The organism is Luteolibacter algae (assembly GCF_042683045.1).
Taxonomy (GTDB): Bacteria; Verrucomicrobiota; Verrucomicrobiia; order Verrucomicrobiales; family Akkermansiaceae; genus Luteolibacter; species Luteolibacter algae.
In genome coordinates, this window is the sequence record NZ_JBHUIT010000031.1 from 172,920 (window position 1) to 185,630 (window position 12,711).

Annotated in this window: 11 protein-coding genes; 1 reads left to right on the forward strand and 10 read right to left on the reverse strand. The window is 54.6% G+C overall.

Annotated features, from left to right (window positions below):
* Positions 1-19: 19 nt before the first annotated feature.
* The 6 genes from ACFSSA_RS13045 to ACFSSA_RS13070 form a co-directional block, all read right to left on the reverse strand.
* On the reverse strand, positions 20-382 hold the full coding sequence (locus ACFSSA_RS13045) for a four helix bundle protein (RefSeq protein ID WP_386820931.1): 363 nt from the start codon (positions 380-382) through the stop codon (positions 20-22).
* Positions 379-1,092 (reverse strand): DUF4391 domain-containing protein, encoded by a 714-nt coding sequence (locus tag ACFSSA_RS13050; RefSeq protein ID WP_386820932.1) that lies wholly within the window; start codon positions 1,090-1,092, stop codon positions 379-381. Before ACFSSA_RS13050 ends, ACFSSA_RS13045 begins: the two co-directional genes overlap by 4 nt.
* 6 nt (positions 1,093-1,098) lie before the next feature.
* Positions 1,099-4,275 (reverse strand): helicase-related protein, encoded by a 3,177-nt coding sequence (locus ACFSSA_RS13055; RefSeq protein WP_386820933.1) that lies wholly within the window; start codon positions 4,273-4,275, stop codon positions 1,099-1,101.
* A gap of 646 nt (positions 4,276-4,921) precedes the next feature.
* Positions 4,922-5,335 (reverse strand): hypothetical protein, encoded by a 414-nt coding sequence (locus tag ACFSSA_RS13060; protein ID WP_386820935.1) that lies wholly within the window; start codon positions 5,333-5,335, stop codon positions 4,922-4,924.
* A gap of 120 nt (positions 5,336-5,455) precedes the next feature.
* Complete coding sequence (gene tpiA, locus ACFSSA_RS13065; RefSeq protein ID WP_386820937.1) at positions 5,456-6,244, reverse strand: triose-phosphate isomerase; 789 nt, start codon at positions 6,242-6,244, stop codon at positions 5,456-5,458.
* A 41-nt stretch (positions 6,245-6,285) separates the two neighbouring features.
* Positions 6,286-7,482, reverse strand: coding sequence for a phosphoglycerate kinase (locus tag ACFSSA_RS13070; protein WP_386820939.1), 1,197 nt, complete (start codon positions 7,480-7,482; stop codon positions 6,286-6,288).
* Positions 7,483-7,698: 216 nt separating this feature from the next.
* Here ACFSSA_RS13070 and ACFSSA_RS13075 point away from each other — a divergent pair, with 216 nt between their 5' ends.
* Complete coding sequence (locus tag ACFSSA_RS13075) at positions 7,699-8,493, forward strand: PEP-CTERM sorting domain-containing protein (RefSeq protein ID WP_386820940.1); 795 nt, start codon at positions 7,699-7,701, stop codon at positions 8,491-8,493.
* A gap of 119 nt (positions 8,494-8,612) precedes the next feature.
* Here the strand turns inward: ACFSSA_RS13075 and ACFSSA_RS13080 are convergent, their stop codons facing one another.
* From ACFSSA_RS13080 to ACFSSA_RS13095, 4 genes are read right to left on the reverse strand one after another with little or no spacing between them, the layout of a single operon-like run.
* Positions 8,613-9,758, reverse strand: a complete 1,146-nt coding sequence (locus ACFSSA_RS13080; RefSeq protein WP_386820941.1) for a Gfo/Idh/MocA family protein — start codon at positions 9,756-9,758, stop codon at positions 8,613-8,615.
* A gap of 30 nt (positions 9,759-9,788) precedes the next feature.
* Positions 9,789-10,601, reverse strand: a complete 813-nt coding sequence (locus ACFSSA_RS13085) for a sugar phosphate isomerase/epimerase family protein (RefSeq protein WP_386820942.1) — start codon at positions 10,599-10,601, stop codon at positions 9,789-9,791.
* 16 nt (positions 10,602-10,617) lie between these two features.
* A complete protein-coding gene (locus ACFSSA_RS13090) occupies positions 10,618-11,616 on the reverse strand; it encodes a LacI family DNA-binding transcriptional regulator (protein WP_386820943.1) in 999 nt (332 codons plus the stop codon).
* A 38-nt stretch (positions 11,617-11,654) separates the two neighbouring features.
* Positions 11,655-12,602, reverse strand: a complete 948-nt coding sequence (locus ACFSSA_RS13095) for a dihydrodipicolinate synthase family protein (RefSeq protein WP_386820945.1) — start codon at positions 12,600-12,602, stop codon at positions 11,655-11,657.
* Positions 12,603-12,711 lie beyond the last annotated feature (109 nt).

Genomic DNA, 12,711 nt, shown 5'->3' on the forward strand with positions numbered 1-12,711 from the left:
ATAATTCATACTTCATAGTTCATTCTTTTGATTTCTTCGAAATGGTGGTGAGGATGGCTAGGAGCTGGTCGGTTTCGTCTTGGAGGGAGGCGAGCTTTGCTGGGGGAACGATGGCGGATTCGGTGAGGAGTTCGAGCCAATAAGCGGTCTCATCGAGTTCTTTCAGGCAGTCGCCCAGTTTTGCGATGAATTCAGCTTTGGAGCGGGAACGATGCGCCTCGCGGTAGTTGGCTCCGACGGATGTTCCGGAGCGCAACACTTGCCTTCCCAATACACGGGCTTCCTCGGATTTCGGCAACGCAACGAACATACGCACGATACGAAGTCCGAACAGCTTCGTGCGCTCTCTCAGCTCAAACGGATGCTCAATTTGATCATTCATACTTCATATTTCATCCTTATCTTTTCAATGGCGGCCTTGATGGAGGTGTTGAGGGTGGCTTTCGCTGCGTTGGACTTGGCGCGGTCTTTTTGTGCTTTGAGACTGAGGAGGTTCTGGAGCTGATCAAAGAGGGAGAGCACGGAGGGGGCGTGGTGCCAGAATTTCCTACCGAGGAGCGCTCCGGCACCGAGGAAGATGCGGGGATGGTCGAGGAGGTAGGATTTCACCATGGCCTCCATGTAGTGGTCGTGCTTGGAGGTGCGGTTCAGCAAGGCGGTGTGGTGCAGCTGCGGCAGCCCGGCACCGGGAGGGTGGATGGCGGTGGTGTAAGCGTGAGAGATGACGATGGAGCCGGGATCGTTCTTGCTGAGACGCTTGAGCGCGTAGGAGAGCGCAAAACCGCCCTGAGCATCGTGAAGGCGCAAGACGGCATGCTCCTTCAGCAAGGGCTGGATCAGTTTTGCGGCGAAGTCGCGGTGGCGGAGGTCGGTGAGTTCGATATCCAGGAACTGGATGGCCTCGCAGCGTATTTCCGGACTGATGATGGAGGGAATGGAGGAGCCGGTGAGCTGGTGAGTGAGCGTGGCCTTCTTCAGGCACTTCCGCAGGCGGCTGCGCTCCGCCGTGCTCTGCTCCGGGCGGAGGAAGAGCTTGAGGTTGAGGCGTTTCCCCTTTCCCTCGATGCGGGAGTTTTCCGGTGGATGGAGCATGATTTTCTATGCACGGATCACGAGGAAGGAGACCAGTTCGAAGTCATCGGCCTGCTGGTCGGCGAAGGGGTTGTCGTATCCGCCGAAGTCGAAGACGGAGGTCTCTGCGGCGGCAGCCTCCCCGCCTTGGATGGAGGCGATGGCCTGGGTGAGGAGGGTGGAGTAGGTCTCCATGTCACGGCAGTCGTCCGTTTCCCGGAGGAAGGAGGCCACAAGATCGGAAAGCGGCTCTGTATGCCCGAGGGTGCCTTTCCGCATGAACTTGAGAAGCTCCCGTGCCTGCCCTCGCCCGATGGGGATGGCGCTGTCCTCGGATACGAAGATAAGGTAGTAGGGGTAGAGGGAGCTATCGGACTTGGGTTTCTCGTGGAGGTTGCGGTGCTTGAAGCAGAACAATGTGCCTGCGCCTTTTTGTGAGTCCGCCGGGGATAGTGTGACGGAATAGATGCCGGTGGGGGTCTCCTTGAGCTGTGGGGTGGCCTTGAGGTATTCGCCAAGCTCATGGAGATACTCGTTCATATTGAGATCCGTGAGGGAGATGTTCTCATTGGCATCCTCCAGCTCGATGACCTCGTCCTTGAGCCGGGCAAGCTGGCGGGCGCGGAAGGAGATGTCGTTCATTTCCGGGGAGAGATCGTCCTCACCACCGGTGGCGGTCATGTTGACGGTGATCATCTTGCTTTTCACCCGGCTCTCCAGGGAGAGGTATTCGTTCAGCTCCAGGTCGGGGAAAAAGTTCACCATCTTGATCTGGGTGTTGGTGGAGCCGATACGGTCGATCCGTCCGAAGCGCTGGATGAGGGTGACGGGATTCCACTGCACGTCGTAGTTGATGACGCAGTCGCAGTCCTGAAGGTTCTGTCCCTCGGAAATGCAGTCGGTGCCAATGAGGATATCGATCTGCTCTTCCTGCGGGAGGGCGCGGCGGAGTTTTGATTTCGGTGAGAAGGCCGAGAGGACGGTGTGGAAGGTGGGGTCTATGCCCTTCCTGCTGACACGGGGCTTGTCCGAGCCATAGACCAGCGCGGTGGTGAGGCCGGCGGCAGTGAGGTGCGGGGAGAGGCTTTCGTAGAGGTAGGTGGCGGTATCGGCGAAGGCGGAGAAGATGAGGATTTTCCGGTTGCCGGGGTTGTAGGGTGTGTCGGTGGTTTTCCCGGCTATGATGCTGCGGAGGGTATCGAGCTTGTGGTCGCGCTTTTCCGAGAGGATGCGGGCGGACTCTGCAAGGATCTCCGCAATGAGGTGGCGGTCTGTGGTGAGATCGGCAAGGTATTGATCCGCCATGAGGTGGGAGACCTTGATGTCGTATTTGTAATCGAGGCCGGGTGTCTCGTTTTCAAAGTCTTCCTCCGTTTCTTCGGAAATAGCGTGGAGATCCTCGTCATGATTTTCCAAGACATTGATGAAGGCTTCGATTTTCCTGACAAGGCGGGTGAGCGTCTGATGGAAGGCGGAGACGGAACTGTCCAGGCGCTTGAAGAGGTTGAAGCGGTGCATCTTCGCGGTGAGGAACTCGCGGTCTTCGTGGCTGAAAATGACCTGGCCATTACGCGTGGTCTGGTATTTCTCCCGGTAGTAGGCGCGGTGCTCCGGCTTGATGTATTTCATCGGGATGTAAACGGCCATGATCAGCTCCTCCAGGCGGAGGTTGGTCTGCTTGAAGTCGAGCAGCTCGCGTAGGGAATCGATGTGCGGCGTGTAGGTATCAGGCTTCAGTTTTTGCGGAAATGGTCCGACATCTGAAGCGGAGTAGTATTCCGTAATGTGCTTGCGGGAGCGGGAGATACTGAGCAGCTCCAGGATCTTGTAGAAATCCGAAGGAATGGCATCGAGCAATTCGGCCTTCCGTTTTTCCTCATTCTCTTCCCAGCGGCTGATGGCGCGGGTGGTCTGCTGGAGTGTCTGGCGGACGCTGGGTATGCCGTCCTGCTCGAAGGCGGCATCGTCGTCCCCGGTGATGATGCTGATCTGGTTGCGGAGGTCGGTGAGGGAGTTGTTGACCGGGGTGGCGGAGAGGAGGAGGACTTTGGTATTCTGTCCCTGCTGGATGACCTCGGAAAGCAGGCGCTGGTAGCGGGTGAAGCCCTCTTCCTTTTCAACCCGGTTGCGGAAGTTGTGGGACTCGTCGATGACGATGAGATCGAATTTCCCCCAGTCGAAGCGGGAGAGGTCGTAGCCACTACGGGAATCCCCTCTGGTGCGGGAGAGATCCGTATGGAACATGATCTTGTAGTTGAAGGTCTCATCCAGAATGCTGTCCTTGTAGGCACCCCGGAAGGAGTTCCAGTTGTCGTAGAGTTTCGCAGGGGTGAGGACGAGCACGTTGTCCTGGCGCAGCTCGAAGTATTTGATGACAGCCAGTGCCTCGAAGGTTTTTCCGAGACCCACGCTATCGGCGATGATGCAGCCGTTGTGCTTGTTGATCTTCTGGATGGCGGAGAGCACGCAGTCTTTCTGGAAGTCGTAGAGCATGTTCCAGATGGCGGACTTCTTGAAGTGGAGGGCATCCTGCTCGAATCGGTTGACACCTTGGTCAAGCTGGTGGTGGAAAAGTTCGTGGAGGGTGAAGTAGTAGAGGAACTCGGGCGAGTGCTCCTTGTAGAGTGCCTGGAGGCGCTGGAGGATCTGCTCCTTGTAATCGAAGGTGAGATCGGGGTTGTTCCAGATCTGGTCGAACTTGGCGCGTGCAGCGACGATCTGGGACTTGTCCATCGTATCGCTGATGATGCTGTCGAAGTTGATACTGCGGCTGGAAGCGCGTGAGTCCTGTGGGCTGAGTTCCAGTGAAGATGAGCCTTGGATCATGAACTCGTCGTCCACGAGAAGGACGTTGCCCTTGATCTGGCATCTCGGGGTGGTGCGCTTTAGATCAACATGAGTGCGGATGAACTCCGCCATCTGCCGGGCTTGTTCGAAGTGCTGGAGCTTGTTTTTCTGGGTGATATCGTAGGCGTTGAAAAGCGCGTCATTGGGGTTCAGCTCGAACTCGCGGGCAAGTTCACCGACGGGAAGAAACACGTCCTTATCCCGGAGAAGCAGATGGATCGAGCTTACCTGCTCAAGGCTCGATTCCAAAAGTGTAAAAACCGAAAGCGTGAGCTTATCGTTAATGATATTGACAGCAGAGCCTGCCTCGTTGTTGTGGAGGGTCTGGCGGAGTTTTTCGAGGAGGTCGGTTTCCATGAGGGAGGATAGGGGCGGCTTGACGCTTTGAGCTGGGAGGATCCAGAGATTATCTCCGCCGGAACTCTATGATGCGCATGTGGATGGGGCGAGTATTCCTAACATCATTTTTACGGTGGGCACCGAGTTCGATTGAGGGAAAGAAAATTACCGGGCAACATTACCAGAGGTAGCGATTTTTGTCTCGTGACATCCAGCATCGTATCGATATCAGAAGTTTCTCATGCTGTTTTAGACGTATGGACGAACGTGATAAATTCCTAGTTCTGTTCGCTGCTGGCGTTCACCTCTTTAAACATCGCCTCTCGTAATCTCACAGCAACTTCCTCCGCTTCTCCCTTCTTGTTTTTTTCCGTTTGTCGAGAAACCTGCTTCGATTTTCCATCTGGGCCAGGAATTCGAAATTAGCAGTAGTATCCCTGTAGCGGATACCGGATTTTCGACTTCCGCGACGGCAAAGTGTGATTCCTATCATGCTAACAGCGCGATAATGTTCAGTAGTCTCCATGTAAGATCATTTCATGTTAATGTGTTCATTTTAAGTGAGTTACAATTACTGCTAACTTATTGATACACAACTAGACGTTCGGAAACGAATCCTGTGTTCGAGTCCCAGTCTGCGTATTTTTTCTCTCCAGGAGGGTTGCTACTGTTTTCCCTTGACTCGTTCCACTGGATCGTCCTGCCACATGAAAAGGGCTTTTAGAATGTCCTTCAAGTCGCTCCGTAGTTCGTGGCGTTCGCGCTGGACCTGGATCTTCTCCCGATCCACTTCATTGGGGTTAACGACGGCGCCGTCAGTTTCAGCGAAATGCTTTGCCGGAATACGTTCTTCAATGTTTTCCATGAGATCGATCATGTCCGTGTGAAGTTTTTCCACATGGTCCGCCAAGCGATTGACCTGCTGTGAAAGGTGTGCGGCATCCGCTCCAATTCCGGTCCCGGCAGCTTTCAGTTTGAGATCGGCAGCAAGCGTTCTCACCTGATCACTAAGATCAATCCAGGATTTGGAAAGGTCTTTGTCAATGTCTTCAAAATTGGTTTTGAGGTTATCTGTCATAGGTAGCAAATATCGCTGGATAAACGCGAAAGGCAAATAGGAGAGATAGGTTCACACAAAAAAAGCCACCGCCGGAATGGCGATGGCTTTCAAATTATTATCCTTAAACAAATCCCGGGATTATTCCTCGGTGCCGTTCTTGATGATTTCCAGGAAGGATTGCGGATCGAGAGCCGCACCACCGATGAGTGCGCCATCAATATCCGGGCATGCCATGAGCTCGGCTGCGTTCCCGGGCTTCACCGATCCGCCGTATTGAATGCGGATCTTGGCAGCGGGCTCGGAGCCATAGAGATCAGCGATCACAGAGCGAACAAAGGCGTGTGCGTCCTGGGCTTGCTCCGAGGAAGCGGTAACGCCGGTGCCGATAGCCCAAACGGGCTCGTAGGCGATCACGATGTCAGAGAGATCTTTTTCGGAAATGTCTTTCAATCCCTCGGTCACCTGAGTCCGGAGGACGGATTCCAGCTTGCCGGCCTCACGTTCGGCGAGTGTTTCTCCGATACAGAAGATTGGCTTCAAGTTCGCCTCGCGGGCTTTCTTAATCTTCGCATTGATGGCGGCATCCGTTTCTCCGAAGATCGAGCGGCGCTCGCTATGACCTAGAATAACGTAATGCACAAAGAATTCGCGCAGCATCAGCACGCTGACCTCCCCAGTGTATGCTCCGGAATCAAACTCAGAGCAATTTTGGGCGGCGATTTGGATGGCATGGGCGTTCTTGCCGGGATTCGAGTTGTGAAGAAGATCGGCAAGCTTTGGCAGGGACACAAACGAGGGAGCGATTACGATGTCTGCTGGAAGGTTGAGACCTTGTGTCTTGGAAAGGAAAGATTTGATGAAGTCCTCGGTTTCCAAGGCTCCTTTATTCATTTTCCAGTTGGCTGCAAAGATAGGCTTACGTGACATGGGATATATGGTTGTGGTGAAAGGTAGGGAGGCGAATGGAATCAGGCTTCGCTGAGTGCCGCCACACCCGGGAGGGTTTTCCCTTCGAGAAGCTCGAGGGAGGCGCCGCCGCCTGTGGAAATGAAGGTCATCTTGTCATCAAGCCCGAACTTGTTGACCGCGGTTACGGAATCACCACCACCCACGATGGTAACGGCATCGGACTTGGCCATAGCTTCGGCAATTGCCTTTGTGCCGTGAGCGAAATTCTCGATTTCAAAGACACCGACGGGTCCGTTCCAGATAATGGTTTTGGCTTTTGCAATTTCGGCTTCAAATTGTTGGATGGAAACATCACCGATATCGATGCCTTCCCAACCGTCGGGAGTTTCGCCGCCCTGGCCATAGATGCCGGTGACCTGGGTTGTCGCCCCGTCCTTGAATTCCTGGGTGATACGGGTGTCTGCCGGAAGAAGGAAATCCACCCCTTTTTCCTTTGCTGTCGCAAGGATCTCCAGGGCGAGATCAAGTTTGTCGTTCTCGACGCGGGAATCACCGGTTTTGTATCCCTGCGCCTTGCGGAAGGTATTGGCCATTGCGCCACCAATGAGGAAGGAATCCGCCTTTTCCATAAGCGCGGAAATGACCTGGATTTTATCGGAAACCTTGGAGCCTCCCATGATTACGAGGAACGGGCGCTCCGGATTCTCGAGCTTGGCATCGAGATACTCGAGCTCGCTTTCAATGAGGAAGCCCATTGCGGCACGTGGGATAAATTTGGTAACTCCTTCCGTGGAGGCGTGGGCGCGGTGGGCGGTGCCAAATGCATCGTTGACGAAGATTTCAGCTTCACCAGCGAGGCTCTTCGCAAAATCCGCGTCGTTTGCCTCCTCTTCCGCATGGTAGCGGGTGTTTTCCAAAACGAGCACTTGGCCTGGCTGGAGCTTTTTGCGGAGCTCGGCAGCTTCGGTGCCTACGCAGTCCGGCGCGAGCTCGACGTTTTGCCCAAGGATTTCACCGAGACGTTTCGCAGTTGGTGCGAGAGAGTATTTTGGGTCCGCTTTACCATCCGGACGCCCCATGTGGGAGCAGAGAACAAGCTTGGCACCACCGGCGAGCAGATGCTTGATGGACGGAACAGCTGCCTGGATGCGGGTGTCATCTGTGATTTCGCCATCTTTCAAAGGAACGTTGAAATCAACGCGCATGAGGACTTCCTTGGATGATACATCAAGATTACGGATGGAGAGCTTGGACATGTGCGCGGTGATGCACTACGGCTGCTAAAGTGTCAAGAAGAGGGTGGAAGCTGCCTTGATCTCCATCGTATGAGCGATGGAAAAGGTAGTTTTTTTGCAATGGCAATAATTCCAGGCACATATCCTAGGTAAGCCCGTCTACCCGCGTTTCTATACGAGCTTATCGTAGGATTTGGGGAGAATGGCCGGCTCAAGGAAATAACCTCAATAATCATAATGAAACCCCATAAAAAACTGGCGCTCATCGGCGCCGCCACTATCGCCCTAAATGGCCCTGCATCAGCGGCAGTCGGACTCGTTTTCGACTCGGACTTCGGATCGGGATTTACTGATGGAGCATTGTCGACCCAAAATAACTGGGAAGCCCAGGCCTCCTGGATGATCTCTGGAGGCAACGCCCAAAACGCCTCGAACTATTCCCGTGCAAGAAATTTCACAACGTTTGTTCCTGCGGTTGGTGAAACGGTCAAAATTACTCTAACGGATGTATTCGTTACGGGAACTGGCACAGGTGCGAGTTTTGCTTTTGGTATCGCCGCACTTAGCGAGCACACCGGCGCGACAACGCCGCAGGTCAGCGCAACCCTGAGCTTGGGACAAGGCACTCTAGCCATTGGCGGAGCTACCGATACCGGTTACACGATGGGAACTTCTTCCTCCGATCTGGTGAATATTGTGCTCTCATTCACCCGCACCGGAAGCGATGCATGGTCGCTCGCCAGCTCCATCACCAACACTACCGATTCCCAAAGCTTCACAGGTAGTGCTGCACCGAGTAATCAGACCGGGTCCGCAGGTGCGGCGGCGCCCTCGAATGGCCTGACCTTAGGTCAGTATCTTGATGCAAATTCCCTGCACGCAGCTCGATTTGGGATGCGTGGCACCAGCTCGACCAGTAATGATAACATCCTCAATGTTGGTGGAGTGAAAGTGGAAGTGGTTCCAGAGCCGTCAGCGTTGCTGCTCTCACTTGTTGGCTGTGTGGGGCTTCTCCGCCGCCGCCGCGCATGAAGTGATATCTGAACTAAAATTGCTTTCGAAAAACAAGCCGTCCGGGTAATCCCGGGCGGCTTGTTTAGTTTCTGAAGAGTGTGTTTTCCGGGTTTGAACTCCAGTAGTCCTGATCCTTCTCAGGATTTCGGCACGTCGACCCAAGAGCCTTGTTCATTTGACTTCAAAGAAAGCTCGGCAAGCTGCACGCCTTTTGCACCCTCGCGCAGGGTCCAGGGAAAGGGTGTGTCCAAGACGACGTGCTTGAGAAATAGCTCCCATTGGATTTTGAACGCATTATCGAACTCCAATTGGTCGGGAACCTCCGTCCAGTTGTCATAGTAATTGATCGGAGAGTCGATATCCGGGTTCCAAATCGGGCGGGGGGTGACAGATTGGTGCTGAACCCAGCATTTCCGTAGTCCGACGATGGCGGAGCCCTTCGTGCCATCCACTTGCATTGTGAAGAGGTCATCGCGACGAACCCGGACATTCCACGATGAATTGAACTGGCAGGTGATTCCGGTTTCGGTTTCGAAGATCGCGTAGGCGGAATCGTCTGCGGTGCATTTGAAAGGTTTACCCGCCTCATCGAAGCGCTCGGGAATATGGGTCGCCGCTTTGCAGAAAACCCGGGTGACATTCCCGAAGAGATTGTCGATCACGTAGCGCCAGTGGCAGTGCATATCGATAATCATGCCGCCACCATCTTCCGAGCGGTAGTTCCATGAAGGGCGCTGGATCGGCTGGCCCTCGTCTTCCCCGGTAAAAACCCAGTAGCCGAATTCCCCGCGCACGGAGAGAATTTCCCCGAAGAATCCTTGCTCTTTCAAAAGTTGGTATTTGCGTATCCCCGGAAGCCAGAGCTTGTCCTGAACCGTCCCGTTCTTCACTCCTGCATTTTCGGCGACTTTTGCGAGATCCAGCGCGGCCTCGTATGAAGAAGCGGTTGGCTTTTCACAATAGACATGCTTACCGGCGGCGATAGCGCGCTCTAGGAATGGGATGCGGTAGGGTGTTCCGGAGGCATCGAAGAAAATTTCATTGTAGGGATCTGCAAGCGCGGCATCCAGATCTGTGGTGAAGCGGTCTACTCCGTGTTTCTTTGCCAGATCCGCGATCTTGTTCGCATTCCGCCCGGTGAGAATCGGGTCCGGCATGAGCCTGGAACCATCTGGCAGAAGAATTCCACCTTGTTCCCTGATCGCTAGGATCGAGCGGACCAAGTGTTGATTGGTGCCCATGCGTCCGGTGACGCCGTTGAGTATGATGCCGATTTTTTTCATAAATTGGGTGTTTTCCGCAGAGAGCTGGATCTAGAGGTTTTCCGTCGAGTGGATGATCTTTCCAAGAAATTCGTGTTGGTTCATTGCCCAATATTTGCGGGAAAAGATTTCAACTTCGGTCAGTCCGGAAAAGCCGCACGAGCGGACGATATCCAGGATGCGGGGAGTGGCATTCACGCCTTCTCCGGGGAGTCCGCGATCGAGCAGCGGATGATCGAAGTCCGGTTTGAACTCGCAGATATGGAAGGCGAATAGATGCCCGTTGGATGCGCAGGCGCGGATTTTAACTGCGAGATCCGTTTCCCACCAGACATGGAAGGTATCAAGGGCGACCCCTACCAGCGGGTGGTTGATCCGTTGTGCCAGTAGGTTGGTGTCTCCCAGCGAAGCAATGGCGGAACGGTCTCCGGCATACATCGGGTGGAGTGGCTCAATGGCCAACCGGATCCCCGCGGCCTCCGCATGGGGCAGGAGTGAGCGGATACCTTCCTCGATTTGATCGATATTCTCTTCCGGGCTTTGTCCTGGAGTGGCGCCGCAGACCAATACGATCATCGGCAGCCCGAGTATCTCCGCCTCATGGATGGCGGCAAGATTCGCCAGGTGGGCCGGTTGCCTCTCGGTAGCTGTTTTCCCGGTGAAAAAGCCACCACGCACCAGCGATACCGGAGCAAGTCCACTATCCGAAAGGTGGGCTTTTACTTTTTTGAGATCTTGCCCGGCGATCGTTTCCCGCCAGATGGAAATACCTCCGATGCCGGCTCTGGCGTAGTTTTCAATGCATTCCCCGATGGACCAGGGTTGATTGGTAAAAGTGTGGATCGCGAGCTTATCGGTGGTCATTTTGAGGAATTGTGGATCAGGTGGATTCGCCAAGCATCAAGGTGCCCGGGACACGAATCACAGCTTCCGGGCTGAAATGCTCGATGATCTCTGTCTCAAGGCGCGCGGCAGCGGCTTTCGCAAGCTCCGCAACTGGCATGCTAACCGTTGTGAGCATCGGGCGGGAAAGTTTCCGGACCGGTGAGTTGTCAAAGCCAGTCACCGAAAGATCATCCGGCACCCGGATGTTGAGCCGGTCCAGCTCAGTGAGCAGGACTGTGCCCATGATGTCATTCATGCAGAGAATCGCGTTATATTTTGCCGCGAGTTCTTTTGCTGCTGCGGAATCGATCGCGGGGATGCTCTCATAGATGTAGACGTCATTTTCCATTGAAAAATCGATGCCCTTTTCCTTGCAGGAAGCGGCCAGGCCGAGGCGGCGTTCATCACAGACCTGGCCCATCTCCTTGATAGTAAGATAGCAGGGCTTCAGCTTTTCATAGCGTCCCCTGGCCAGAAGATGATCGATGAGTGATTCCATCCCACGGGCGTTTTCCGAGGCGATGCAGGGGAGATCCTCGTAGCTACGGTTGATAATAGCGAAGGGAGTTTTCGTTGAGCGTAGCTCGGCGATCGTCTCCGGGCTGGGCTGATTGAAGGCGAAAAGAAAACCATTGATGTCACCTCCTTTCTTGTGCGGGTAGAGCTTGAAATCTTTCGAAGCCGTCTCGCAGAGAAGATTGATTCCACACTCTGTAAAGCCGGACTGAACTCCGTTTATCAATGCGGAGAGATCATAGAAAAGCGTGCGTTCCGCCTCGTCATGGCGTGGCAGGATGAGTTTTACGTTCAGAATTGCGCGGCCTCGATGGCGGCGAATGGCACGCTTTTTGTAGCCCATTTCCTCGGCTGTCCTGCATACCAGTTCCGCGACTTCCGTGGTGACCAGACGGGAGCTGTTCAGCGCACGCGAAACGGTGGCTGTCGATACATTGAGAGCCTTGGCAATGTCTGTGATGGTTGTCTTTCCTGACATGGACGAATCTTGCAGAGCTAAGCGGCGTGCGGCAACAGTTATGATGCATAGCCGAGACGCGCGGCACAGTCTGCGAGGATTTCCTTCTCCCAGTCCGGGCGGCTTGCGGAGGCGGGATGGGTGAGAGGCGAGGGACAGCGCCCGATGAGATGCTGGAAAACCGCACAGGAATGTTTGTAAGCCGGGACCGGTGCGCGGAAGGCAACATTGCCAAGATACTGGAGCGCATCCGTGAGGCTGGCGTAGCGCTCATCACCATCTTCCCAGTATTTGTCACGCAGGGCAAAAAGTTCAGGGCAGAACGCCGCAAGGCCAAGGAGGTAATCCGAGCCGTATTCCGTCATATCGATTGCGAGATCGTTGCCCGTGAAAATTTTGAATTCCGGACGAATCTCATCGCGGATTTGCAGCCTGCGGAGCTCGATCGCCCGATCCAAAGAGGAATGCTTGATTCCCTTGAGGCTCGGGATGCTGATCAGGCCCCGGATGGTTTCTTCGTCGAAAATCATGCCATTCGGCGCGAACATGGAGCCTAGCTCGAAGCCGAATACCGCGTCGTATCCCTCACAAACCTCGGCATACAGATCAACGATTCTGGCAGGTTCCCAGTTGTGGAAACGGGTGGTCTGGAAAAGGATGGGAGTGCCGCCGTGGGAAACGATCTCGTCCATCTGTCCGCGATACAGGCCGACCAAATCACCTTCGAGGCCTTCCACGAAGGCTCCGGCGACGAAATCCCTGCGTCCGCCAATGGTGGCCTGAGTTAGTTCCAGAACAAGTTTCCGCTCTTCGGGGCCGATAAGATTCGCGTAGCCAGTGTCCATATTGACCGCGCAACCAAGTCCGGCGTCAGTGGTCCGGACAATAGCCTCCCGGAATGATTTTTGGGCGATGGAGCCGTCGGATTCAAAGGGGAGAAGACATGCTGCGTATCCGGTGGTTTTCCGGTGAAGCCTCTTTGATTCATGACGTAAGGACAGTGACATGTAATTCTTTTACCTGCAAATTCTCAGGAGACAACCAAAAAGTTGCCATTTGTTATGAAGCGCCGGGCGCGGCATCCGGGAATGGGGAATTCTCCCCGAAATATCGCTG